Origin of the sequence: uncultured Thermomonas sp., from assembly GCF_937872235.1 — a bacterium.
Lineage (GTDB): Bacteria > Pseudomonadota > Gammaproteobacteria > Xanthomonadales > Xanthomonadaceae > Thermomonas > Thermomonas beijingensis.
The window spans coordinates 61,531-83,930 of sequence record NZ_CALMPC010000002.1; the positions used below are offsets into that span (position 1 = coordinate 61,531).

A 22,400-nucleotide genomic window follows, 5' to 3' on the forward strand; every position below is an offset into this window, starting at 1 on the left:
TTACCCTTTCCCCATGAGCACACCTGAAACCGCCCCCCGCGCCGCCCTTCGCCTGCATTGGACACGCACGGCATTGGGGGATCCCCATGTGCAACTGCAACGCGCATCCACCGACGCCGGCTTTCGCAGCTATTGGCGCACCGAGGGCGTCACCCCGTCCCGGGTGGTGATGGATGCCCCACCCGACAAGGAGGACCTGCGCCCATGGCTGCGGGTGCGGGATCTGCTGGACGCCACTGGCGTGCGCGTGCCGCAGGTATTGGCACGCGATGAAGTACAGGGCTTCTTGATCCTGGAAGACCTTGGTGGCCCCACCGTGGCGCAAGTCATCACCGATGCCAATGCCGATGGGCTGATCGATGCCGCCATCACCCAATTGATCCGTCTGCAATCGCTTGCACTGCCCTCCGATTTCCCGGTATTCGGCGAAGCGTTATTGCAGCGCGATGCAGGTTTGTTCGAAGAGTGGTTTATCGGCAAACACTTGGGCATCCACCTGGATTGCGCCGATAGCGAATGCCTGCAACTGGCGCAGCGCCGACTGATGGATAACGCGCTGGCGCAGGCCCGCGTGCCCACCCATCGCGATTACATGCTGCGCAATCTGATGCCGCTTGACGCCGGCCCGGCGGTGCTGGACTTTCAGGACATGGTGCACGGCCCGATTGCCTATGACCCGGTCAGCTTGCTGCGCGATGCCTTTTCAAGCTGGCCGGAACCCCGCGTGGAAGGCTGGCTGCAGCACTATCACGCACGCGCCATGCAAGCAGGGTTGCCGGTGCCGGGGCTGGCCAAATTCATCCGGGATGCCGACTGGTGCGGCGTGCAGCGGCACCTGAAAATTCTCGGCATTTTCGCGCGCTTGCACCATCGTGATGGCAAACCGCGCTATCTGGCCGATGCCCCGCGCTTTTTCACGTACCTGGACGCCGTGGTGCCCAAATACGCTGCACTTCAGCCCTTGCAAGCCCTGCTGGAACGCACCCTCAAACCGGCCTTTGCCAAGGTGACGACATGAAAGCGCTCATTTTTGCCGCCGGCCTAGGCGAGCGCATGCGCCCACTCACCGACCACACGCCCAAGCCACTGCTGAACGTCGGCGGCAAACCGCTGATCGTCTGGCATCTGGAAAAACTGGCGGCGCTGGGTGTCCGTGATGTGGTCATCAATACCTCGTGGCTGGCCGCGCAATTTCCGGCCACGCTGGGTGATGGTGGGCAATGGGGACTGCGTATCTCGTATTCGTTCGAAGGTGACAGGCCACTGGAAACCGGCGGCGGCATCTGGCATGCGCTGCCCGTGCTGGGCGCTGCGCCATTCCTCGCGGTCAATGGGGATATCTGGTGCGATGCCGATTTCTCCACCCTGCCGCGGGAACCGGTGGGGCGAGCGCATCTGCTCTTGGTGGACAACCCGGAACACAACCCGCGGGGCGACTTTGCACTCAGCGCAGCCGGTGTGGTGCACTCCGATGGCGAAGCAAAACTCACCTTCGCCGGTATTGGCATGTATCGCCCAAGCCTGTTTGAAGATTGGCGCCGCGTGATCGGGGATGCCAGCGGCGCACACGCCACGCCACCGCGCTTCAAACTGGCCCCACTGCTGCGCGCCGCCATGGCCCGCGCAGGCGTTACTGGCACACACCACCACGGGCGCTGGACCGATGTGGGCACGCCGGACCGGTTGGCGATACTCGATGCAGAGTTGCGCGCCTGCGCGTGACGGCTCTGCTTCCCTTGCAAGGGAAGGCTTGCTACCCCCCCAACACCTGCCGCAAAAACGGCACGGTCAAGCGCCGCTGCGCAGCCAGCGAGGCGTGGTCGAGCCGTTCGAAGATCGCAGTCAAACTACCAAGATCGCGGCTGGCCCTGCGCAGCAGCCACTCCAGCGCGGCATCGTCAAAATCCAGGCCACGGGCAGCGGCACGCTGACGCAGTAATTCGGTGCGCCCGGCATCGTCCAATTGTGACAAAGCCCAGCACGAGCATTGGGCAAAACGCGAGCGCAAATCCGGCAATACCAGTGACATCTCATTTGGGGGCAAGGTGGCCGCATACAGCAACGCATAACCGGCATCACGCATGCGATTGTGAAGATGGAACAACGCGACTTCATCCTCGCGCACACCGGCGATCGCATCCACATCATCCACTACCACCAGTGCCGCGTTGTCCAACCCCTCGCAGGCGGTCGCCAACCTTCCCCGCAAGTGCTTCAAGCCCAAATAGGCCGGCATATGCCCCAACGCACCGGCAGCAGCACAGGCGGCCACCAGCAAATGTGTTTTGCCGGCTCCGGTTTCCCCATGCAGGAATATGGCATCCCCTTGCTGTGTTTCGGCCAACGCCCGCAAGTGTTCCTGCAAGCCAACCGGTGCCTGCAGATAAGTGTCGAAGCGCTGTTCAGGTGGATAACGCAGCGCCAGCGGCAACTGCGGTACGGAATGGTTCATTTCAAGCTTCGGAGGCGTCGTGATTACTTTCGATTGATGCTTCCGACAATCCGGCATCCAGCAAGATCACGGGAGTGTCACCGGCATACAGCCGGCTTTGCCGATAACGCTCTTGCGTATAGCGCAGCAGCACATTGACGACTGCCGCTACCGGCAACGCCAGCAACATGCCGAGGAAACCGAACAAGGTGCCACCGGCCATCACCGCAAAGATCACCGCCATCGGGTGCAGGCCAATGCGATCGCCCACCAGCATGGGGGTCAGCACAAAGCTCTCTACCAACTGGCCAACGGCAAACACCACGCCGACCCCAGCCAAATGCTGCCAGTCCCCGAACTGCACCAACGCGGCAATACCACCAAACAGCACGATGAACGCCGGCCCCAGATACGGCACAAAGGTCAGCAGCCCAGCAAGCAGCCCGATCAGGATGCCCAAGTCCAGACCCACCAGCCACAAACCCAGCGCGTACAGCAAGCCCAGAATCAGCATTACCAACATCTGCCCACGCAGGAATCCACCCAGGACTTCGTTGGATTCCAGTGCCAGCCGGCGCACGGTATCGAAATGATCGCGCGGCACCAGCAAGCCGATCCGGCCCACGATCAAGTCCCAATCCCGCAGGAAGAAAAAGCTCAACACCGGCAACAGGACGATATTGGCCAGCCAGCCGAGCAAGGCAAATCCGGAACGGGAGACATACCCCAGTAGCGTGCTTGCCGCACCACCGGCGCTCTGCCAATGTTCGCGAATCAGCACGAACAGACGCTCCGGATCCAGCCATGACAGGATTTGCAGACCGGTACGATGCTCCACCCAAGGCAATGCTGTCCCCACGAACCAATCACGATAGCCTGGCAGTGAATTGATCAGGGTCATGACCTGATCTTCCAGCACCGGGATCAACAGCACGGCCACCACCAGCAGTACCACGGTCATTGCCCCGAAGACCAGAATCACCGCGGTATTGCGGCTGATCCGTCGCGCTTCCAGCCGATCCACCATCGGATCCCCCAGCCATCCCAGGATCGCTGCAATCACGAATGGACTGAGAATCGGGGCCAACAGCCACACCACCCACAACACCCCTACCGTCAGCGCCGACCACTGCACCCGCCGGTAGAAGGTGGCGATCGTGGCCAGATCTTCGTCGCGATGCATGATTAACCCCCTGCCATCTGGTAGATGCTGATGGCGGATGCACTACTATCGGCATCCCCTGCTGGCACCACGCTCAGCACGCTGCCTCGTGCAACATATTTGCTGAAATTGGCAACTCCGGTGGTCAGCTCCAGGTCCAACTCCAATCTGTCGGGGTTGGCGCTTACCGGCACCACACGACGGACGATGGACACGCTATCCAGATAACCCGCAAGGCGCAGGTAGTCATCCGTCCCATGAATCCCCAGCACCTGCACCCGATACACCCCTGGGGTGCCACTACTCCCCGCACGCGCATAACGCTTGAACAAAGCATCTGCCGCACCGTCGGCCCCCCCGGCCATCGCCCGACGCGCATCCACATTGCTCGATTGCCAACTCCCCAGCACCTTGCCGTTGTCCACGAATGTCCAGTCCGCCACCCAGCCCGAACCACTCCGGCGCAGCTTGCCGATCAGCTGCATCGGCGGGCTGTAGCGTTTGGACAATGCAGTCACGGCAGCGGTGTCGCCACGCCAGATCGCACCGATGGCCGCTTGCTCGGCGGCGTTGCCTGCCGGTAGACCCAAGGCATAGCCACGCAGCTTGGCTTGGTCCAATGCCGAGCGCGCCGCGTTGGCCTGCCCCAAACCCACCAGCCGTGGCCCGCTGCCATCGTCAATCCCCAGCCACAACACCGGTTTGGGATGCGGCAATGGCCAGCTAGGCAGGCCCAGCATCGCAACCAAATCATCCACGTCCGCTGGCTTGAAGCGCACCACCAGGGTGGTCTGGAAGCTGGGAGCCCCGGTAGCCGACACGCCCTCGTCCTGGCGATAGTCATAGCCATCCACATAATTCTTGGCTTTGGCCAATTCTTCACGCACCCCGCCGCGCGCTGCTGCGCCGCGATCGCCAGTGACATTGCCCAATACCTGCGCCAAGGCGCGCGCAAACGCCTTATCGCGCTCGCCATCGGTCTGATTGTGCACCGGCACCTCGGCCTCATAAGCCCCTTGTGCAGCCGCGCGATCGCCCTCCACCCGTTGTGCCAGGGCATTTCCCGCCAGCAACAGCAGGCCTGTCAACCACAGGCCCATCCACTGACCCAGCCATCCGCGTGCCATCCGTCGCTGCCTTGCTTGCATCGGTATTCCTCGCCGGCAAATCCGGCCTGTAACCGGGAATGGTGCCGCAGGCGGGCGAACACGTCCATGTCTGAGCCGCATGACTGTTAAAATTACGGGCTCCCGCGCCTGCTTGAGTTTGCCGTGACCACCCAATCCACCGCTTCCCCCGGCCTGACCTACCGTGATGCCGGCGTTGATATCGATGCCGGCAACGAAGTCGTTGAACGCATCAAGCCGCTGGTTCGCGCCACCATGCGCCCTGAAGTACTGGGTGGGGTGGGCCTGTTTGGCGGCCTGTTCGACCTCTCCAGCCGCTACCGCGAGCCGGTGCTGGTATCCGGCACCGACGGTGTGGGCACCAAGCTCATTCTGGCCAAGCAACTGAACCGCCACCACAGCATCGGCCAGGATTTGGTGGCGATGTGCGTGAACGACGTGCTGGTGCAAGGCGCCGAGCCGCTGTTTTTCCTCGACTATTTCGCCACCGGCAAGCTCGACGTGGACACCACGGTCAATGTGGTCGGCGGCATTGCCAAGGGCTGCGAAATCGCCGGTTGCGCGCTGATTGGCGGCGAAACCGCGGAGATGCCGGACATGTATCCGCCGGGAGAATACGACCTGGCCGGCTTCACCGTTGGCGCGGTGGAGAAATCGAAGCTGATCGACTCCAGCAAGCTGCGCGCCGGCGATGTGCTGATCGGGATCGCCTCCAGCGGCCCGCATTCCAACGGCTATTCGCTGATTCGCAAGATCCTGCAGCGCGCGGGCAATCCTCTGGACCTTGACCTGGGCGGCGTCACGCTTGCCGATGCGCTGATGGCGCCCACACGGATCTACGTCAAGCCGGTACTGGAACTGCTGACCAAGCATGAAATTCACGCCATGGCCCATGTGACGGGCGGTGCGCTGGTGGAAAAAATCATCCGCGTGGTACCCGCACCACTGGGGTTGGATATCGACACCTCGGCCTGGGCGCAACCTCCGGTATTCGACTGGCTGCAACGCGAAGGCAACGTGGCGCGTGAAGAAATGTGGCGCACCTTCAACTGCGGCGTGGGCTATGTGCTGATGGTGGATCCCGGCGTGGTGTCTGCCATTTCGGCGGATCTGGATCGGCTGGGCCTGGCGCATTGGCAGATCGGGCAAGTGACGCCAGCGCGTGATGGTGAACGCTTGCGCATCGTGTGATGGCTAGCCGCCTTGCCATTCTGGCGTCGGGTCGCGGCAGCAACCTGCAAGCCATTCTCGACGCTATTGCCAGTGGCACGCTGGAGGCCGAGATCGCCGGCGTGTTTTCCGACAAACCCGATGCACAGGCCTTGCTACGCGTACCGGAAGCACTGCGTTGGTCGCGCACGCCAAAATCCTGCGGCGGCCGCGAGGCCTTCGATACGGTCTTGGCCGATGCCGTCGCGGCATCCCATCCCGATTGGGTGGTCTGCGTGGGCTACATGCGCATCCTCGGTGAGGCGTTCATTCGGCGCTTCCACGGCCGTATCCTCAATATCCACCCTTCATTGCTACCCAAATACAAAGGCCTGCACACCCACCAACGCGCACTGCAAGCGGGCGACACCGAACACGGTGCCAGCGTGCATTTTGTGACAGCAGAATTGGACGGTGGCGCGGTGATCGCACAGGCACGCATTCCCGTGCATGCGGATGACACCGTCGCAGACTTGGCCGCACGCGTGCTGGCTTGCGAACATCCGCTGTTGTTGCAGGTGCTTCAGCTGGCCGCCGCCGATCGCATTGCCGCGTGTGACGGCAACGCCCGGCTGGATGGTCAGCCATTGTTTACACCACTGTCGTTACAGTGCCCCCATTGCTGATGGCCCACGCCATCGTTGGTGAGACCAGTCCATGCACATCCTGCGTACCGCACTTGCACTGTCCTTGTTGCTTGCCGCCGCTCCGGTATTTGCGATCAAACCCTTCGTGGCCGACTACAACGCCAACTGGAAAGGCGTATCTGCCAAAGCGCAGATCAGTCTGAGCCAAGCCACCGGCAATCGCTGGAACTACGAATTGAGTATCAACAACAGCCTGGGCAGCAGCAGCCAGGTCACCGTGTTCGACGAGCAGGGCGACACGCTGCGGCCGCTGTCTGGGGTGGATAGCACCCAACTGCTGTTCAAGAAAATGCAGAAAAATGCAACGTATGACTGGACGCAGAACGAAGCGCGCTGGACTGGTGATGTCAAGCCGGATCGCAGTGGCCCGGTCAAGCTGCAAGCAGGTGACCTCGACGGCATGCTGATCAACCTGGCCATCGTGCGCGATGTGGCTGCTGGCAAGTCCATGAACTATCGCATGGTGGACAACGGCGTGGCGCGCCCGCAGACCTATCAGAACATGGGCAAGGACACGGTCACGATTGCCGGGCAAACGCGCAATGCCACCAAGGTGGGCCGTGACAGCGATGGCAAACAAGTCATTGTTTGGGTGGTGGATGGCATTCCCACCCCGGCTCGCATTCTGCAACGCAAGGATGGCAAGGACGAGCTGGAGCTGACCTTGCGCTCGGTGCACTAAGCTGCAACCGGACCAGACCCAACCAGACCCAATGTTTAGCGTATCGGCAGGTAAGTCTGCGGATCCACCGGCTTGCCGTTATAGCGAATCTCGAAATGCAGCATGTCACGGGTGGCCCCACTGCGGCCCATTTCCGCGATTTGTTGCCCGGCTTTGACCAAAGCACCCTCGTTGACCATGCGTGCACGGTTGTGGCCATAGGCCGATAACCATTGGTCGTTGTGCTTGACGATGACCAGCTCACCATAGCCCACCAAGCCCGAGCCCGAATACACCACCACGCCGTCGGCGGCGGCACGCACCGGTTGTCCGGCCTTGCCGGCGATATCCACGCCCTGCCGGGTGGGATCACCAGCAGCAAAACCGGACACCACCACACCATCGGCCGGCCAGCGCCATTCCAACGTGCTGCTGGATGATGTTGGTGCAGGCTTGGGTGAGGTCGCCGCAACCGGTTTTGCAGTTGGCGGGGTGAACGTCGTGCCGGGTTTGACGGGGGGCGCAGCTGATGCTGATGCCGTTACCTTGGTGACAGGTTCATGCCCATCGCGTGGATACAAGCGCAAGCTCTGGCCCGGGTGGATGGTGTAAGGCGGCGGAATGTCATTCCACAATGCAAGATCCAACGCGGTGATGCCATTTTCAGTGGCAATTCGATACACCGTTTGCCCTGGCCGCACCACCGCCATGGCCCCGTACTTGGGCTGCGAGCTACGTGCAGGTGGCAACGGTTTGGCCGTTGTGCGCGCAGATTGCTTTGCCGGTGCCGGCGGACGTACCACCCGACTATGCCCGCAACCGGCCAACACGCCAACCGCCACGGCCAATACCAGCATCCGCTGGGTGTGGTGCCTCACTGACAGGTATTGCCCAATGCACATGCTCGTCATTGCCCTCATCCTGCGCCTGACTAGCGCAACACAAACCAAGCCACCAATGCGGCCAGCAGTAGCAGGGCAATCCAGCCAATCGGCTCAATCCAGCGATGCAAGGCTTTCTCAGCACGCTCACCGCCCAGCCGAATGGCCAGCGCCAGCAAGTACACGCGCTTGCCGCGACCAACCCCCATGCTCAACAAAAACGGCAGCATCGGTACGCCCACAATTCCGCTGGCCCAAGTGAATACTTTCATCGGGATCGGCGCAAACCCGCCGAGCACCAAGAGCCAAAACGCCTTCCACGGTGACTGCGCCACCACCTCCCGCAGATGTGCGACCTGCGCATCGATCTTGTCCAGCCAGCCCAGCGCCGCCAGTGCCGGTTTGACCGCCTCGTACGCGAAGTGGCCGAGCAAATAACCAACCACCGCACCCAGTAACGAGAACAGCAAACTGATGCTGGCAAATCGAAACCCGCGTTTGGGTTGTGCCAGACACATCGGTCCCAACATGACCTCCGGCATCACCGGAAACACGATGGCTTCAACGAAGCTCAACCCCGCCAGCAATGCCGGCGCGCGGGGATGCCGCGACCACCCCAATGCACGCTGGTACATCGGCCCGAAAATTTTCATCAATCGGTCATCCCGGATAACAAGGGCACAAACACCACCGCCCCCAAATCATGTTGTTCGATGCCGCCATCGGCCTGCTTGCGCAGACACAGCAGTGATTGATTGGCTGCCGGCCCAACCGGGGCCACCAACACACCGTCCACCGCCAATTGGTCGATCAGCGCATCCACCAACGCCGGCCCGGCGGCGGTCACGATGATGCCGTCGAATGGCGCTTCTTCCGGCCAACCAATGCGGCCATCGTCATGCTTGCTGCGCACCTGCAGGCCCAGCCCGCGGAAGCGTTTGCGCGCCGTGCGCAATAGCTCGCCGATGCGCTCGACGGTGTATACCTGCACCCCCAGCGCGGCCAGGACTGCAGCCTGATAGCCAGAGCCGGTACCCACTTCCAACACGCGCCTGGGCGCGCATTGCAGCAGCGCTTCGGTCATTTTCGCCACCACATACGGCTGCGAAATGGTCTGCCCGAAACCAATCGGCAAGGCATTGTTTTCGTACGCCCGCGTAGCCAATACTTCGTCCACGAATTGATGCCGTGGCACCGTACGAATCGCATTCAGCACGCGCTCATCGACAATGCCCATCTTGCGCAGATCCTCAATCAAACGATCGCGCACGCGCTGGCTGGTCAAACCTGATCCCACGTCTGCCGGGTGCAGGCGCAAACGCACCGTCATGCCGACGACTCCATGCAAGCCGACAAGCCCCCCACCCAGCCGGCCACCTGCTCCAAGGCTTGATAGCGCGTCAGGTCAACATGGATCGGGGTGATTGCCACATAGCCGCTGCGCACCGCATGAAAATCCGTCCCCGGCCCGGCATCTTGTTCATCGCCGGCAGCACCAATCCACCACCACTGGCGACCGCGTGGGTCTTGTTGCGATTGGCAGGGTTCGGCACGATGTCGCTGCCCCAAGCGGCTGGTTTCAAACCCACGGATTTGATCCCACGGCAGGTCCGGCACATTGACATTGAGAATGGTGGATGCGGGCAGTGGGTCACTGCGCAAGCGGGCGATGATCGCCACCGCCGCACGCGCCGCACTCTCGTAATGTTGGCCTTGGTGGCTATTGCTGACCAGTGACATTGCCACCGATGGCAGGCCAAGGAAGCGCCCTTCCATCGCCGCGGCCACCGTGCCCGAATAAATCACGTCATCCCCCAGGTTGGCGACCGTGTTGATTCCCGACACCACGATATCCGGCACCAACCCCAAGGTCTCCAACATGCCGGTCACCGCCACATGCACGCAGTCGGTTGGCGTGCCGTACACCTTCCAGGTACAGGCATCCAATTGCACCACCCGAATCGGTGCATCCAGCGTCAGCGAATTGCTGGCACCACTGCGGTCGCGGTCGGGGGCCACCACCAACACCTCATGGCCGGCATCGCGCAGGCCGCGCGCCAATGCATGGATGCCCGGGGCGTCAACGCCATCATCATTGCTGACCAATACCCGCATCACGTCATCAACACTGTCTGCATGTGGCCATGATACAAGATGCCGTCGCCGCTTCGCGGTACCCTGTGCACGCATGCGCAAAGCTCCGCCAACTACCGACGACCGTGACGATGCCAGCCTGTTTCGCGATGCCATCGGCGTCAATCGTGGCCATGTCCGCGTCCTGCCCGCCGCAACGCCGCCACCGTCTGCGCCCAAGCCCAAACCCGCCGCGCATATGGCACGTCGAGATGAGGCTGCCGCACGCAACGAATTGCAGCACATCCTGCTGTCCAGTCTGGAAACAGGTGATGTGTTGCGCTTTCGGCGCGATGCAATCAACCCGCAAATATTGAAGAAGCTGGCTCGCGGCGAATACGCCGCGCAGGAAGAACTGGATCTGCATGGCTTGCCGGCGCATTCGGCGGAAACCCTGCTGCGTCAATTCCTGCGCGATTGCCGACTGCATGGGGTGGGCTGCGTGCGCATCATCCATGGCAAAGGCCGCAATTCCGAAGAACGCCTGCCGGTGCTCAAGAATTTGGTGGATCGCGTGCTACGCCAGCGTGCCGATGTGCTGGCGTTTCACTCACCGCCAGCCAAACAGGGGGGTACCGGCGCGGTGCTGGTATTGCTGGACAAAGACTGACCCACTGCACCACAGCAGCAGAAAAACTGCGCATTGCCAGCTACAATGCGCGCTCGCGAAAGTGGCGGAATTGGCAGACGCCCTGGATTTAGGTTCCAGTGCCGCAAGGCGTGCGGGTTCGAGTCCCGCCTTTCGCACCAGCGTGCAACGGGCTATCCTGCAAGGACGGCATTCCGCCGGATCTTGACAGGATCGACGCCATGCGCAGCGGCAACCCCGCCCTTTCCGAAAATACCTTCCTCGACCTTGGCAGCGGCACCGTGGTGCGCGGTGATGCCGGGGCGATGACCCTCAACGGCACCGTCAACAAGACTGCACTGTTGCTGGTGCTGTGCCTGACCGGTGCGTTGTTCAGCTGGTCGCAGTTCTCCAGCGCAATGGCGGCCGGCAACCCCGGGGCGATCATGCCGTATGTCTGGGGCGGCGCGATTGGCGGCTTTGTGGTGGCGCTGATCACCATCTTCAAAAAAGAATGGGCGATGTTCACTGCGCCCGTGTATGCGGTGCTGGAAGGCCTGTTCCTGGGCGCGGCGTCGGCGATGTTCGAGCTGCGCTACCCCGGCATCGTGCTGCAAGCGGTGGGGCTGACCTTTGGCACCTTGGCGGCCCTGCTGCTGGCGTATCGCAGTGGACTGATCAAGGCCACCGAAAACTTCAAACTGGGTGTAGTGGCCGCCACCGGCGGGATTGCGCTGCTGTATCTGGCACAGCTGGGCATGAACCTGTTTGGCTTCCACGGCATGAGCTTCATCAACGGCTCCAGCACGATTGGTATTTTGTTCAGCGTGGGCGTGGTGATCGTGGCCGCGCTGAATCTGGTACTGGATTTCGACTTCATCGAACAAGGCGTAGAACAAGGCGCGCCCAAGTACATGGAGTGGTACGCCGCATTTGGTCTGCTGGTGACCTTGGTATGGCTGTATCTGGAAATTCTGCGCCTGCTGGGCAAATTGCAATCGCGCAACTGACGCATCCATGTTGCCGGATACGAAAAAGGGCACCATGCGGTGCCCTTTTTTGCTGTTGGTGGCGACGTGTCCGGCACGCACCAGGGCCACTTATAACCGCGTTGCAATCGCCTTTGCAAAGCCCATCGTATTGCCGCTACCGCCCAGGTCTGGAGTCAGCGAATCCTTGGCTTCCAAGGTCGCGATGATGGCATCGCGCAGGCGCATGGCCTGCTCCGGTTGACCGAGGTGATCCAGCATCTGGCAGGCACCCAGCAGCAAGGCGCAGGGATTGGCCACGCCCTTGCCGGCGATGTCCGGTGCGGAGCCGTGTACGGCTTCGAAGATCGCCACGTCGGTGCCGATATTCGCGCCCGGGGCCAGCCCCAGACCGCCCACCAAACCGGCGCACAGGTCGGAAATGATGTCGCCGAACAAATTGGTGGTGCAAATGATGTCGAACTGCTCGGGACGCATCACCAACTGCATGCAGGTGTTGTCCACGATCATTTCATTGCACTCGATGTCGGGGTAGTGTGCAGCCACTTCGCGCGCGGTCTTCAAGAACAGGCCCGAGGTCGATTTCAGGATATTGGCCTTGTGCACGATCGTGACTTTCTTGCGGCCGGTTTTGCGCGCCAACTCGAAGGCGTAGCGCACGATGCGCTCGGAGCCCTTGCGCGTCACCTTCTGGGTCAGCACGGCGGTTTCGCCATCGGCCGAGACCTCTTGGCCTTCCCCGATGTATGCACCCTCGGTGTTTTCACGCACGGTGATCAGATCCACACCGCTGCTGAAACGCGACTTGGTATTCGGGAAGCACTTGGCCGGGCGCACATTGGCGTACAGGTCAAAGCGCTTGCGCAGCTCTACATTGATCGAAGAAAACCCACCGCCAACGGGCGTGGTCAACGGCGACTTCAACGCGATCTTGTTCCTGCGAATCGAATCCATGGTGGCCTGCGGCAGCAGCTCGCCATGCTTGTCCAACGCCACCATGCCGGCGTCGGCGTCTTCGTAGGTCAAACCCAGCTGCATCGCATCCAGCACGTGCAAGGTGGCATCCATGATTTCCGGGCCGATACCGTCGCCGCGAATCACCGTGATCGTTGTCATTGTCGTTTTCCAAATCGCAAGCGATCCCGCGCACCTGGCGTGGGATCAGTGGGGGCTAGATAACTGCCAATTATGGCAGATGCCGTGCTGCGGCGTATGGCGGCAAGGGTTCAGCCATGGTCGTGAACGTCCGGCGCAGCGGCTTCGCCTTGCTCCAACTGATCAAGAAAATCCACCGCCCGCCGCAGATGCGGAATGACGATGGAACCGCCCACCACCAAGCCCACCGAGAACGCTTCGAACATTTCCTCGCGGCTGACACCCGCTTCCTTGCACTGCGCCACGTGGTAGCTGATGCAGTCATCGCAGCGCAGCACCATCGAGGCCGTCAGCCCCATCAATTCCTTGGTTTTGACGTCCAATGCGCCGGCCTGATAGGTCTGCGTATCCAGCGCGAAAAAGCGCCGCACCACTTGGTTGGGCTCGTCCAGGATGCGCTGATTCATGCGCTGGCGAAACTCGGTGAACTGCTTCACCCGATCATCGGCACTGCTCATGCGGGCTTGCCCTCCAGCAGCGGTTCGAGCTTGCCTGCGCGCTGCAGCGCCATCATGTCGTCATAGCCGCCCACATGCACATCGCCCACAAAAATCTGCGGCACGCTGGTGCGGCGGGTCAGCGCCACCATCTTTTCACGCTCGGCTGGATCGGCGTCCACGCGCACTTCCACCCACTCGCGGCCTTTGCTTTTCAGGAAGTTCTTGGCCATCACACAATACGGGCACACGGCGGTGCTGTAGATCGTGACGGTCGGTAATTCGGTGGCGCTCATGGGGGCTCCGGAACATCTGGACGGGATCGGTGTCGGATATGGGGATTGTTGCGCAAATTTCCAGTTGCTCAAGCCGCATTCACCCCAAACTGTGCCCGAAGCTGCATGCTGTCCGCATGAAACCACGCCTACTGCCCATCGCCTTTGCTTGTGCGCTTGCCATCACCGCCGGTGCCGCCGCACAGGATCGCAGCCTGCCGGATATCGGCTCCTCGGCTGGCAGCGTGCTGTCGCCCGCCAAACAGGCCGAATACGGCGCGATGGTGCTGGCCCAACTCCGCCACGAAGGTTATGTGCTGGATGACCCGCTGCTGGACGGTTGGTTGAACGATGTCGGGCAGCGGCTGGCCGCTGCCAGTAATAAACCGCAGCAACCGTTCACCTTCTTTTTGCTGCGCGAACGCCAGATCAACGCCTTTGCCACCTTGGGTGGCTATGTGGCGGTGAACTCCGGGTTGATTCTGGCAGCTGACGAGGAGGACGAAGTGGCCGGCGTGCTGGCCCATGAAATCTCCCACGTCACCCAGCAGCACGTTCTGCGCGGAGCAGAAAAAGCCCAGCGCGAGAGCCTGCCCATCCTGCTGGCCACCTTGGGCGCGATCATCGCCGCGCAAAAAGCCGGCGGCAATTCCACTGGTGATGCCACCTCGGCTGCCTTGATGACCGGCATGGGGCTGCTGCAACAACGCCAGATCGACTACACCCGCGACAACGAAGCCGAAGCCGATCGCATTGGTATTCGCACCCTGGCCAACGCCGGCTACAACCCGGAAGCCATGGCCGACTTCTTCCAAACCCTGCAAGGTGTGGTGCGGATGAATCAAGGCGACGAGCGTGCCGCGGTGCCCGGCTATCTGCAAACCCACCCGCTCACACTGGCCCGCATCAGCGAAGCGCGTGAACGCGCCGCCAAGCTGGAAGCCAACTTGAAGAACACGCCTACGGCACTGCCCGGCAACAATCCACTGCTCCCTGCTGGCATGCAACTCACCCTGCCATCCAATCCCCGACAAGTGCGCGGCGATACCGGTGATTACGGCTGGGCACGCGAGCGACTGCGGGTGTTCAGCGCCAGCACCCCAATGCAGGCGATCCGCGAATATCAGCAGATGCGGGCCAAGCAGCCACTCAATGAATCCCAGCGCTATGGCTTGGCGCTGGCCCATCAACTGATCGGCCAGAATAGCGATGCGCTGCAGGAGCTCACGCCGCTAGCGCAGGCCCACCCCAACAATTTGTGGCTGCAAATTGCGCTAGGAGAAACCGAGGCGCATACCGGCAAGGCGGCTGAAGCCGACCGCCGCTTCGAATCGATGCTGGCACGCATGCCCACCCATCGCGCACTGGCGCTGAGTTATGCGCGCCTGCTGGGGGAGCGCAACACCCATGCTGCCGGGCAACGCGCCGTGGCTGTGCTGCGCCCGCTGTTGGGTAATGCCAGCAACGACCTGCCGTTCCAGCAGGCCTATGCGCGCGCCAACGAAATTGCTGGCGATCCTGCGCGTGCCGGTGAAGCCTGGGCCGAAGCCGCCTATTTATCTGGCCGCCCGGAGCAGGCACTGGTGCAGCTCAATAATCTGAAGAAAAACCAGGCCCTGGATTACTACGCGCGTGCGCGCGTCGATGCGCGTATCGCCGCCATCACCCCCACCGTACTGGAACTCCGTCGCCAGGGCGTGCATGACGAAGAAGTGCGTGGTGGCAAGCTGAGCTGGGGGGCTTCGGTCATCGCAAGGTGACAACGTCACCAAACTGTCACGAATCCGTCGTGTAATGGCTGGGTCATCTGACTGGACACGTCCTCTCGCTCATGCAAAAGCACATCCTGATTGTTGAAGACGAGCCTGCGATCCGCGACATGCTGGCCTTTGCCTTGCGCAAGGGAGATTTCGTTCCGATCTGTGCCGCCGATGGCCGGCAAGCCCAGGAGTGCATTGCAGAGCGCGTGCCCGACCTGATCCTGCTCGATTGGATGCTGCCCGGCAGCAGCGGGCTGGAACTGGCACGACGCTGGCGGCGTGACGCCACTACCCGCGCCATCCCGATCATCATGCTGACCGCACGCGGCGAGGAGAACGACCGCGTTGGCGGGCTGGAAGCCGGGGTCGATGACTATGTGGTGAAGCCATTTTCTGCACGCGAATTGCTGGCGCGAATTCGAGCGGTCTTGCGGCGATCACGCGAGGATGACGAAGATGGCAGCGTGCAAGTCGGCGCACTGCGCATTGACGGCGCAGCACACCGGGTGTTTGCCGACGAGGCTGGCACGGCGCAACCGATCCCGATGGGCCCCACCGAGTACCGGCTGCTGCATTTTTTCATGACCCATCCCGAACGCGTCTATACCCGCACCCAGTTACTCGATCACGTGTGGGGCGGCAGCGTGTACGTGGAAGAACGCACGGTGGATGTGCATATCCGCCGCTTGCGCAAAACCCTGGAGCCGCACCGCCTGGATGCAATGGTGCAAACCGTGCGCGGTGCCGGCTACCGGTTCTCGACTGCCGTGTAACCAGCATTCCCCATATGCAGGGGATGCGATAAAAACGGATACTCGGCGCATGCCCTCCACTTTCGACAATGCCTGGTTTCGCACACTGTCCCAGCTCGCAGCCGTCCTGCTGGTTGCGCTGCTGATGGGGCTGCTCATCGATCACCCGTGGCCAGCCCTGACCGTCGCCTCACTCGGCGTGGTGGCTTGGCATTATTGGAAGCTGCATGGCGTGCAACAACGGCTGACTGCGCGCCGCCGGCTTGAACCCAAGCAAGGCCAAGGCGTCTGGAATCAATTGGATCAATTGCTGTATCGCGGCCAGATGGAAATGCGTACTCGCAAATTACGCCTGCTGGCTATGTTGCGCACCTATCGCGCCGCCGCCGACGTTTTGCCCGATGCGGTCGTGGTGGTGGATCGCAATCAACAACGCATCCTGTGGTTCAACGCTGCGGCCACCACTTTGCTGGGTCTGCAGCATCCACTGCATCGCAACGCCCCGGTGGCCAGCGCGCTCAAAGACTTGCCGATGGCACCGTGGCTGGCTGCAGGCCGCAATGCCGAGCCCATGACGGACGCGCCCTCGCCGGCCAACCCCGAGCTGCGCCTGCATCTGCGCCTGCTGCCGTATTCGGAAGACTTCTGGCTGCTGATTGCCCGCGACATCACCAACACCATGCGTGTCGAACAGATGCGGCGCGACTTTGTGGCCAATGTCTCGCACGAACTGCGCACGCCGCTGACCGTGGTGCATGGCTATCTGGAAATGTTGGACGAAGGTGACGACCCGCAGTGGGCGCCGATTCTGGAAGAAATGCGCCGGCAATCTTTGCGGATGACTCGACTGGTGGAAGACCTGTTGACGCTTTCACGTCTGGATGCGGGCGAGGGGTTACAAGATGAAGTTGTCGCAATGGCGCCCCTGCTGGCCGGCCTGGTACGTGAAGCCGAGGCCCTCAGCCAGGGCCGCCATCACATCGTGCTGGAAGACACCGCGCAGGTGGATCTGCGGGGTGCCAACAAAGAACTGCACAGCGCATTTTCAAACCTTGTCAGCAACGCAGTGCGTTACACCCCCGATGGTGGCATGATTACCTTGCGGTTTGCGCACGAGACCGACGGCGGGGTCAGCCTGGGCGTCCACGACACTGGCCATGGAATTGCCGCCATACACTTGCCGCGCCTGACCGAACGCTTCTATCGTGTCTCCAACAGCCGCTCCCGCGAAAGTGGTGGCACCGGGTTGGGGCTGGCCATCGTCAAGCATGTGCTGGGCCTGCACGGCGCGCGCCTGTGTATTACCAGTGAACTCAACAAGGGCAGCCAATTTGTCTGCCGTTTTGATGCTGATCGCGTATTGGCACGCAAGCCCCTTACCTATGCCCGGACATCCCGATGACCAGCGACAGCACTATCCTGCCCCTGCGCGATTCGGCGCTGTATGCCAACCGCGAATTGGGCCAGCTCGATTTCAATTTCCGGGTATTGGCGCAGGCGCAAGACCCCGCCGTGCCGCTGATGGAGCGTCTGCGCTACTTGTGCATTTCTTGCACCAATCTGGATGAATTTTTCGAAATTCGCGGCGGTGCCGTCCGCCACGCGGTGGAATTCGGCCTGCCCGCCGGCATGGACGGGCTCGATCCTTCGGTGTTGTTGAATCGCATCCACGAACGTGCCGCCGAGCTGGTGGCTGCGCAATACCGATGCTTTTATGACGAGCTGCGGCCAGCACTGGCGGAGGCCGGGATTCGTTTGCTGCAGCGTGAGCAATGGACTACGGAACAGCGCGCATGGTTGCGCCAATACTTCATCGACGAAATCATGCCGGTACTCTCGCCACTGGGCCTGGACCCGGCGCATCCGTTCCCCAAGATCCTCAACAAATCGTTGAATGTGGTAGTCCTGCTGGAAGGCCGCGATGCATTCGGCCGCGAGGGTCACTTGGCCATCGTGCGCGCGCCGCGTTCACTGCCACGCATCATCCGCCTTCCCGATGCCGATGGCGATGGCGATGCGCTGCATGACTTCGTTTTCCTCAGCTCGGTGCTTTCAGAATTCGTGCGCGAATTGTTCCCTGGCATGCATGTCAAAAGCGCGCATCAGTTCCGGGTGACCCGCAATTCCGAACTCATCGTCGATGAGGACGATATGGACAATCTGGCGCTGGCGCTGCGTGATGAATTGCTGGGGCGTGGCTACCTGCGTGCGGTGCGGCTGGAAATCGACGAGCGATGCCCGCAAGACGTCGTGGATTCGCTATTGGCCAATTTCGAGCTGCCGGCCAATGCGGTGTACAAAATCAATGGCCCGGTCAACCTCAACCGCGTGGTGCAGGTGTATGACCTGGTCAAGCGCCCGGAGCTGAAGTTCCGCCCATTCCAGCCGCGGCTGCTGCGGGATGTGGATTGCATGTTCGACGCCATTCGGCAAGGTGATGTCCTGTTGCATCATCCATTCGATGCATTCACTCCGGTGTTGGAGCTTATCCAACAAGCCGCGCACGATCCGGATGTGCTGGCGATCAAGCAAACCCTGTACCGCACCGGCAAGGATTCTCTGATCGTGGATCAATTGATCCAGGCAGCACGCAATGGCAAAGACGTGACCGTAGTGGTGGAGTTGCGCGCGCGCTTTGACGAGGAGGCCAACCTGGGCTTGGCCGACCGCTTGCAAGATGCCGGTGTACAGGTGGTGTACGGGGTGGTGAATTACAAAACCCACGCCAAGATGTTGTTAATCGTGCGCCGCGAAGGCCCGCTGCTGCAGCGCTATGTGCATTTGGGCACCGGCAACTATCACAGCGGCACCGCGCGCGCTTATACCGACTTCAGCCTGATGACCGCCAACCCGCAAATTGGCAATGATGTGCACCTGATTTTCCAGCAATTGTCAGGGCTGGCTGCACCATTAACGCTGGCCCGCTTGCTGCAATCCCCGTTCACCCTGCACAAGGGTGTGCTGGAACGGATTGCCCGCGAAGCCGCATTGGCGCAAGCCGGCAAGCCCGGGCGCATCATCGCCAAGATCAATGCCCTCAATGAGCCGCAAGTGGTGCGCGCACTGTACGAGGCCTCGCAAGCGGGGGTTGCAATCGACCTGATCGTGCGCGGCGCGTGCGCATTGCGCCCGGGTATTGCCGGTGTGTCGGATAACATCCGGGTGCGCTCGGTGGTCGGCCGTTTTCTGGAACATCATCGCGTGTGGTGGTTTGGTAACGACGGCAACCCGGAGCTGTATTGCTCCTCCGCCGACTGGTTGGAACGCAATCTGCTACGCCGGGTGGAAACCGCGTTCCCCATCCTTGACCCGCAGCTGGCCGAGCGCGTGTATCGCGAAGGCCTGTTGAACTACCTTGCCGACAATCAGAATGCGTGGCAGATGGGAGCCGATGGTCACTACCATCGTTGCACACCCGGTCCGGATGAAGCGCCATTCTCGGCACAACTGTCCTTGCTGGAAGATTTGTACGTGTGAGCGACAATAGCGGCCGCATGAATACACGCATGACTTCGCGCCTGCCCGACACCGCCATCACTCCACGTGATGGTGACCTCTTGGCTGCCGTGGATTTGGGCTCCAACAGCTTTCACATCGTGGTGGCGCAATGCGTATTGGGCCAACTGCGCGTGGTGGATCGGCTGCGCGAAACCGTACGCATGGCCGAAGGTTTGAACGCACTGGGTGGCTTGGCCCCTGCAGTGCGCGAGCGTGCCTTGGCCAGCCTGTCCCGATTTGGGCAGCGTATTGCCAATATCCCGCCGCGCCATGTGCGTGTGGTGGCCACCAATACCGTGCGGCAATTGCGTTCGCCGGATTCTTTTTTGGTCCCCGCCGAAGCCGCCTTGGGCCACACTATCGACGTGATTTCAGGGCGCGAAGAAGCGCGCCTGGTGTATCTTGGTGTTGCCCACGAACAACCCCCGCAAGAGGGTCAAAAGCGGTTGGTTATCGACATCGGCGGGGGCTCCACCGAATGCATCATCGGCCGTGGCTTCGAACCACTGGAGCGCGAAAGCCTGCAAGTGGGCTGCATTGCCAGTACCCGGCGGTTTTTTGATGGCGGCAAGCTGTCACGCAAGCGCTGGAACAGCGCACTGACCGAGATTAGTGCGCAGATGCAGCAATTTGCTGCTACCTATCGGCAACTGGGCTGGGATGAAGCCATCGGCACTTCCGGCACACACAAGGCCATTGGCAATATTTGTGTGGCCATGAAGTTGACCAAGGGCTCAATCACCGCAGAGGCCATCGCGCAGATCCGCGATCGTCTGCTGCAGGCCGAGAGCATCGGCAGCATTGATCTGCCTAGCCTGTCAGACGATCGTCGCCCGATCATCGCGGGTGGCGTATTGGTATTGGAGGCACTGTTTGCCACATTAGGGATTGATCGTTTGCAAGTCAGCAAGGCAGCGTTGCGCGAAGGTGTGCTGTATGACTTGCTGGGCCGTGGTGGCGCTGATGATCCGCGTGATGTTTCCGTGAGTGCACTGATGCATCGCTATGGCGTGGATCCTGCGCAAGCGCAACGGGTGAGTCACACGGCGCTACTGCTGTTCGATCAAGTGGCTAGTGCATGGCAACTGACCAGTGATGATCGCGCGATGTTGTCACGTGCCGCCTGTGTGCATGAAATTGGACTGGCCATTGCGCATAGCGGCTACCACACGCATGGCGCTTATGTGCTGGCCAATTCCGATATCGTCGGCTTTTCGCAGCAAGGCCAACGCTTTCTTGCCGCACTGGTGCGTACCCATCGCCGCAGCATCCCGAAATCGGCGTTTGAAGCCATCCCCGACCGGCTGCTGGCCAATGCCCGCCGCAGTGCTGCCCTGTTGCGGCTTGCCGTGTTGTTACATCGTGCACGTGGGGATGAATTGCCACCCATGCTGCAATTGAAAGCCAAGGACGACCTCTTGACCTTGCGTATCGACAAGCGCTGGCTGCAAGGCCATCCCTTGCTGCGCGCCGACTTGGAAAGCGAGCCCGACGACATGCTGGGGCTGGGGATTCAACTGCGCATCAGTACCGGCTAAACGCATGCGTTGCGGGGACTGCGGTTGCGGTTTACCGCTGGCGCGCATTCCCGGCTACCCTTGCCTACATGATCACCCACACTGACCCACTGGCTGCGCTATGGCGACCACCCGCCTTGATGGCAGTGGTGCTCAGTGGTGAAGCCTTGGCAGCACTACTGGCATTGGCACCCACCCATAGCGGTGACCGACTGGTGCAGTTTGGACTGGCCTCGCTAGGTGTGCAGTGGGTGGTGCTGGGTACGTTGTGCACACTATTCTTGCTGCGCAAGCCGATTGGCAAGCTGCCGCCTCTGCGCATGGCGTGGGTGTGCCTCGCCTTGTTTCTTGGCATGAGCCTGCTGGTCGCCACCGCCGCATGGAGCGTGCTGGGCATGAGTGGGAATGCCGCAGAATCGCGCAATGAATTTGTCTTGCGTATTCTGGCATTGGCCGTGGTGGTGGGCCTGATTGGTTTGCTGACCTACCAAAACTATTGGCGCTCGCGGCAGCTGGCGGTACGCGCCAAACAATTGGAACTGGAAGCCTTGCAGGCACGTATTCGGCCGCATTTTCTATTCAACACACTCAATACCGGGGCCGCACTTGTGCATGCCCAGCCGGATGCTGCGGAGCGTGTACTGCTGGATCTGGCGGACTTGTTTCGCAGCGCATTACGCGGGCCACAACTTATTCCATTAGCCGAAGAATTGGCGCTGGCTCATCGCTATCTGGAAATCGAACAGCTTCGCTTCGGCGATCGTCTGCGCTTGAACTGGCAAGTGCCAGCTGATGTACCCGCCATCACGGTGCCGTCACTCTCCATTCAACCCCTGGTCGAAAACGCGATTCGCCACGGGATTGAACGGCTGCCTGCTGGCGGCCAGCTGGATGTTCTGGTGCGACACAGCGCCAATACGGTTGAAGTCATCGTGGCCAATGATTTGCCCACCACCGGTGTGCGCAGCGATGGCCATGCCGTGGGCCTAAGCTCTACCCGTGAGCGCGTCCACGCCATGACCGACGGCCGCGGCCGGGTGGAATCGCGCATCGAAAACGGCCGCTACATCGCCACCTTGCACTTGCCGGTGGCGACGACGGACTGAAGGCACGCAACTCGGAAGTTATCAGTAGGCCTTGCCTGCCTATTCGCACGCCCAGTAACGGCTGGTATGGCTAATGGGGGCAGGTCACGTTG

Annotated in this window: 22 protein-coding genes, 1 tRNA gene and 1 pseudogene; 14 read left to right on the top strand and 10 right to left on the bottom strand. The window is 61.3% G+C overall.

Going from position 1 to position 22,400, the window contains the following annotated elements:
• Positions 1 to 13: 13 nt before the first annotated feature.
• Together QWB57_RS00420 and murU are read left to right on the top strand one after the other, a co-directional pair.
• Positions 14 to 1,018: a phosphotransferase gene (locus QWB57_RS00420; RefSeq protein WP_223626971.1), complete on the top strand. Its 1,005-nt coding sequence runs from the start codon at positions 14 to 16 to the stop codon at positions 1,016 to 1,018.
• The gene (murU, locus tag QWB57_RS00425; RefSeq protein WP_223626969.1) at positions 1,015 to 1,722 is read left to right on the top strand and encodes an N-acetylmuramate alpha-1-phosphate uridylyltransferase MurU; all 708 of its coding nucleotides are present in this window, start codon (positions 1,015 to 1,017) and stop codon (positions 1,720 to 1,722) included. Before QWB57_RS00420 ends, murU begins: the two co-directional genes overlap by 4 nt.
• Positions 1,723 to 1,753: 31 nt before the next feature.
• Here the strand turns inward: murU and hda are convergent, their stop codons facing one another.
• From hda to QWB57_RS00440, 3 genes are read right to left on the bottom strand one after another with little or no spacing between them, the layout of a single operon-like run.
• A complete protein-coding gene (hda, locus tag QWB57_RS00430; RefSeq protein ID WP_288967840.1) occupies positions 1,754 to 2,452 on the bottom strand; it encodes a DnaA regulatory inactivator Hda in 699 nt (232 codons plus the stop codon).
• 1 nt (position 2,453) lies between these two features.
• Positions 2,454 to 3,614 (bottom strand): AI-2E family transporter, encoded by a 1,161-nt coding sequence (locus QWB57_RS00435; protein ID WP_288967842.1) that lies wholly within the window; start codon positions 3,612 to 3,614, stop codon positions 2,454 to 2,456.
• Between the two features lie 2 nt (positions 3,615 to 3,616).
• Positions 3,617 to 4,693, bottom strand: coding sequence for a DUF2066 domain-containing protein (locus tag QWB57_RS00440; protein WP_223627734.1), 1,077 nt, complete (start codon positions 4,691 to 4,693; stop codon positions 3,617 to 3,619).
• Positions 4,694 to 4,824: 131 nt separating this feature from the next.
• Between QWB57_RS00440 and purM the strand changes: the two are divergent.
• From purM to QWB57_RS00455, 3 genes and pseudogenes are all read left to right on the top strand, one after another.
• Positions 4,825 to 5,911: pseudogene (gene purM / locus QWB57_RS00445) on the top strand (phosphoribosylformylglycinamidine cyclo-ligase).
• Positions 5,911 to 6,555, top strand: a complete 645-nt coding sequence (purN, locus tag QWB57_RS00450; RefSeq protein WP_223626961.1) for a phosphoribosylglycinamide formyltransferase — start codon at positions 5,911 to 5,913, stop codon at positions 6,553 to 6,555. The pseudogene purM and the gene purN overlap by 1 nt, the downstream one beginning before the upstream one ends.
• 31 nt (positions 6,556 to 6,586) lie before the next feature.
• Entirely contained in the window at positions 6,587 to 7,258 is a 672-nt protein-coding gene (locus QWB57_RS00455) for a DUF3108 domain-containing protein (protein WP_288967844.1), read from the top strand.
• A 35-nt stretch (positions 7,259 to 7,293) separates the two neighbouring features.
• Here QWB57_RS00455 and QWB57_RS00460 read toward each other — a convergent pair whose 3' ends face one another.
• The 4 genes from QWB57_RS00460 to surE are packed head-to-tail and all read right to left on the bottom strand — an operon-like array spanning position 7,294 to position 10,233.
• Entirely contained in the window at positions 7,294 to 8,139 is an 846-nt protein-coding gene (locus tag QWB57_RS00460; RefSeq protein ID WP_288967854.1) for a peptidoglycan DD-metalloendopeptidase family protein, read from the bottom strand.
• Between the two features lie 29 nt (positions 8,140 to 8,168).
• Positions 8,169 to 8,771 carry a YqaA family protein gene (locus QWB57_RS00465; RefSeq protein ID WP_223626955.1) on the bottom strand — a complete coding sequence of 201 codons (603 nt, stop codon included), beginning with the start codon at positions 8,769 to 8,771 and terminating at the stop codon, positions 8,169 to 8,171.
• Complete coding sequence (locus tag QWB57_RS00470; protein ID WP_288967847.1) at positions 8,771 to 9,448, bottom strand: protein-L-isoaspartate(D-aspartate) O-methyltransferase; 678 nt, start codon at positions 9,446 to 9,448, stop codon at positions 8,771 to 8,773. Before QWB57_RS00470 ends, QWB57_RS00465 begins: the two co-directional genes overlap by 1 nt.
• Positions 9,445 to 10,233, bottom strand: coding sequence for a 5'/3'-nucleotidase SurE (gene surE, locus QWB57_RS00475; protein WP_223626950.1), 789 nt, complete (start codon positions 10,231 to 10,233; stop codon positions 9,445 to 9,447). The genes QWB57_RS00470 and surE overlap by 4 nt, the downstream gene beginning before the upstream one ends.
• Before the next feature lie 73 nt (positions 10,234 to 10,306).
• Between surE and QWB57_RS00480 the strand changes: the two genes are divergently transcribed.
• The 3 genes from QWB57_RS00480 (at position 10,307) to QWB57_RS00490 (ending at position 11,829) form a co-directional block, all read left to right on the top strand.
• Positions 10,307 to 10,861: a Smr/MutS family protein gene (locus QWB57_RS00480; protein WP_223626948.1), complete on the top strand. Its 555-nt coding sequence runs from the start codon at positions 10,307 to 10,309 to the stop codon at positions 10,859 to 10,861.
• 55 nt (positions 10,862 to 10,916) lie between these two features.
• Positions 10,917 to 11,001: transfer RNA gene (locus QWB57_RS00485), tRNA-Leu, on the top strand.
• 60 nt (positions 11,002 to 11,061) lie between these two features.
• Entirely contained in the window at positions 11,062 to 11,829 is a 768-nt protein-coding gene (locus QWB57_RS00490; RefSeq protein ID WP_223626946.1) for a Bax inhibitor-1/YccA family protein, read from the top strand.
• A gap of 90 nt (positions 11,830 to 11,919) precedes the next feature.
• Here QWB57_RS00490 and QWB57_RS00495 read toward each other — a convergent pair whose 3' ends face one another.
• From QWB57_RS00495 to grxC, 3 genes are all read right to left on the bottom strand, one after another.
• Complete coding sequence (locus QWB57_RS00495; RefSeq protein WP_288967849.1) at positions 11,920 to 12,924, bottom strand: isocitrate dehydrogenase; 1,005 nt, start codon at positions 12,922 to 12,924, stop codon at positions 11,920 to 11,922.
• Positions 12,925 to 13,034: 110 nt separating this feature from the next.
• The gene (locus QWB57_RS00500; protein ID WP_223626942.1) at positions 13,035 to 13,421 is read right to left on the bottom strand and encodes a carboxymuconolactone decarboxylase family protein; all 387 of its coding nucleotides are present in this window, start codon (positions 13,419 to 13,421) and stop codon (positions 13,035 to 13,037) included.
• Positions 13,418 to 13,696 carry a glutaredoxin 3 gene (gene grxC, locus QWB57_RS00505; protein WP_223626940.1) on the bottom strand — a complete coding sequence of 93 codons (279 nt, stop codon included), beginning with the start codon at positions 13,694 to 13,696 and terminating at the stop codon, positions 13,418 to 13,420. The genes QWB57_RS00500 and grxC overlap by 4 nt, the downstream gene beginning before the upstream one ends.
• Before the next feature lie 116 nt (positions 13,697 to 13,812).
• On the opposite strand from grxC, the gene QWB57_RS00510 reads away from it, so the two are divergent.
• The 6 genes from QWB57_RS00510 (at position 13,813) to QWB57_RS00535 (ending at position 22,308) form a co-directional block, all read left to right on the top strand.
• Positions 13,813 to 15,435, top strand: a complete 1,623-nt coding sequence (locus QWB57_RS00510) for a M48 family metalloprotease (RefSeq protein ID WP_223626938.1) — start codon at positions 13,813 to 13,815, stop codon at positions 15,433 to 15,435.
• Between the two features lie 71 nt (positions 15,436 to 15,506).
• On the top strand, positions 15,507 to 16,208 hold the full coding sequence (phoB, locus tag QWB57_RS00515) for a phosphate regulon transcriptional regulator PhoB (RefSeq protein ID WP_288967850.1): 702 nt from the start codon (positions 15,507 to 15,509) through the stop codon (positions 16,206 to 16,208).
• A 49-nt stretch (positions 16,209 to 16,257) separates the two neighbouring features.
• Positions 16,258 to 17,589: a phosphate regulon sensor histidine kinase PhoR gene (gene phoR / locus QWB57_RS00520; protein ID WP_288967852.1), complete on the top strand. Its 1,332-nt coding sequence runs from the start codon at positions 16,258 to 16,260 to the stop codon at positions 17,587 to 17,589.
• Positions 17,586 to 19,664: a polyphosphate kinase 1 gene (ppk1, locus tag QWB57_RS00525; RefSeq protein ID WP_288967853.1), complete on the top strand. Its 2,079-nt coding sequence runs from the start codon at positions 17,586 to 17,588 to the stop codon at positions 19,662 to 19,664. The genes phoR and ppk1 overlap by 4 nt, the downstream gene beginning before the upstream one ends.
• Positions 19,665 to 19,681: 17 nt before the next feature.
• On the top strand, positions 19,682 to 21,223 hold the full coding sequence (gene ppx, locus QWB57_RS00530; protein WP_223626929.1) for an exopolyphosphatase: 1,542 nt from the start codon (positions 19,682 to 19,684) through the stop codon (positions 21,221 to 21,223).
• A gap of 68 nt (positions 21,224 to 21,291) precedes the next feature.
• A complete protein-coding gene (locus QWB57_RS00535) occupies positions 21,292 to 22,308 on the top strand; it encodes a histidine kinase (RefSeq protein ID WP_223626926.1) in 1,017 nt (338 codons plus the stop codon).
• The last annotated feature ends 92 nt before the right edge of the window (positions 22,309 to 22,400 follow it).

What these genes read in the sequence shown, in the direction of transcription:
- QWB57_RS00420 (WP_223626971.1), top strand. Translation starts at nt 14, where the DNA reads ATGAGCACACCTGAAACCGCCCCCCGCGCCGCCCTTCGCCTGCATTGG.
- murU (WP_223626969.1), top strand. Translation starts at nt 1,015, where the DNA reads ATGAAAGCGCTCATTTTTGCCGCCGGCCTAGGCGAGCGCATGCGCCCA.
- hda (WP_288967840.1), bottom strand. Translation starts at nt 2,452, where the DNA reads ATGAACCATTCCGTACCGCAGTTGCCGCTGGCGCTGCGTTATCCACCT.
- QWB57_RS00435 (WP_288967842.1), bottom strand. Translation starts at nt 3,614, where the DNA reads ATGCATCGCGACGAAGATCTGGCCACGATCGCCACCTTCTACCGGCGG.
- QWB57_RS00440 (WP_223627734.1), bottom strand. Translation starts at nt 4,693, where the DNA reads ATGGGCCTGTGGTTGACAGGCCTGCTGTTGCTGGCGGGAAATGCCCTG.
- purN (WP_223626961.1), top strand. Translation starts at nt 5,911, where the DNA reads ATGGCTAGCCGCCTTGCCATTCTGGCGTCGGGTCGCGGCAGCAACCTG.
- QWB57_RS00455 (WP_288967844.1), top strand. Translation starts at nt 6,587, where the DNA reads ATGCACATCCTGCGTACCGCACTTGCACTGTCCTTGTTGCTTGCCGCC.
- QWB57_RS00460 (WP_288967854.1), bottom strand. Translation starts at nt 8,139, where the DNA reads ATGTGCATTGGGCAATACCTGTCAGTGAGGCACCACACCCAGCGGATG.
- QWB57_RS00465 (WP_223626955.1), bottom strand. Translation starts at nt 8,771, where the DNA reads ATGAAAATTTTCGGGCCGATGTACCAGCGTGCATTGGGGTGGTCGCGG.
- QWB57_RS00470 (WP_288967847.1), bottom strand. Translation starts at nt 9,448, where the DNA reads ATGACGGTGCGTTTGCGCCTGCACCCGGCAGACGTGGGATCAGGTTTG.
- surE (WP_223626950.1), bottom strand. Translation starts at nt 10,233, where the DNA reads ATGCGGGTATTGGTCAGCAATGATGATGGCGTTGACGCCCCGGGCATC.
- QWB57_RS00480 (WP_223626948.1), top strand. Translation starts at nt 10,307, where the DNA reads ATGCGCAAAGCTCCGCCAACTACCGACGACCGTGACGATGCCAGCCTG.
- QWB57_RS00490 (WP_223626946.1), top strand. Translation starts at nt 11,062, where the DNA reads ATGCGCAGCGGCAACCCCGCCCTTTCCGAAAATACCTTCCTCGACCTT.
- QWB57_RS00495 (WP_288967849.1), bottom strand. Translation starts at nt 12,924, where the DNA reads ATGACAACGATCACGGTGATTCGCGGCGACGGTATCGGCCCGGAAATC.
- QWB57_RS00500 (WP_223626942.1), bottom strand. Translation starts at nt 13,421, where the DNA reads ATGAGCAGTGCCGATGATCGGGTGAAGCAGTTCACCGAGTTTCGCCAG.
- grxC (WP_223626940.1), bottom strand. Translation starts at nt 13,696, where the DNA reads ATGAGCGCCACCGAATTACCGACCGTCACGATCTACAGCACCGCCGTG.
- QWB57_RS00510 (WP_223626938.1), top strand. Translation starts at nt 13,813, where the DNA reads ATGAAACCACGCCTACTGCCCATCGCCTTTGCTTGTGCGCTTGCCATC.
- phoB (WP_288967850.1), top strand. Translation starts at nt 15,507, where the DNA reads ATGCAAAAGCACATCCTGATTGTTGAAGACGAGCCTGCGATCCGCGAC.
- phoR (WP_288967852.1), top strand. Translation starts at nt 16,258, where the DNA reads ATGCCCTCCACTTTCGACAATGCCTGGTTTCGCACACTGTCCCAGCTC.
- ppk1 (WP_288967853.1), top strand. Translation starts at nt 17,586, where the DNA reads ATGACCAGCGACAGCACTATCCTGCCCCTGCGCGATTCGGCGCTGTAT.
- ppx (WP_223626929.1), top strand. Translation starts at nt 19,682, where the DNA reads ATGAATACACGCATGACTTCGCGCCTGCCCGACACCGCCATCACTCCA.
- QWB57_RS00535 (WP_223626926.1), top strand. Translation starts at nt 21,292, where the DNA reads ATGATCACCCACACTGACCCACTGGCTGCGCTATGGCGACCACCCGCC.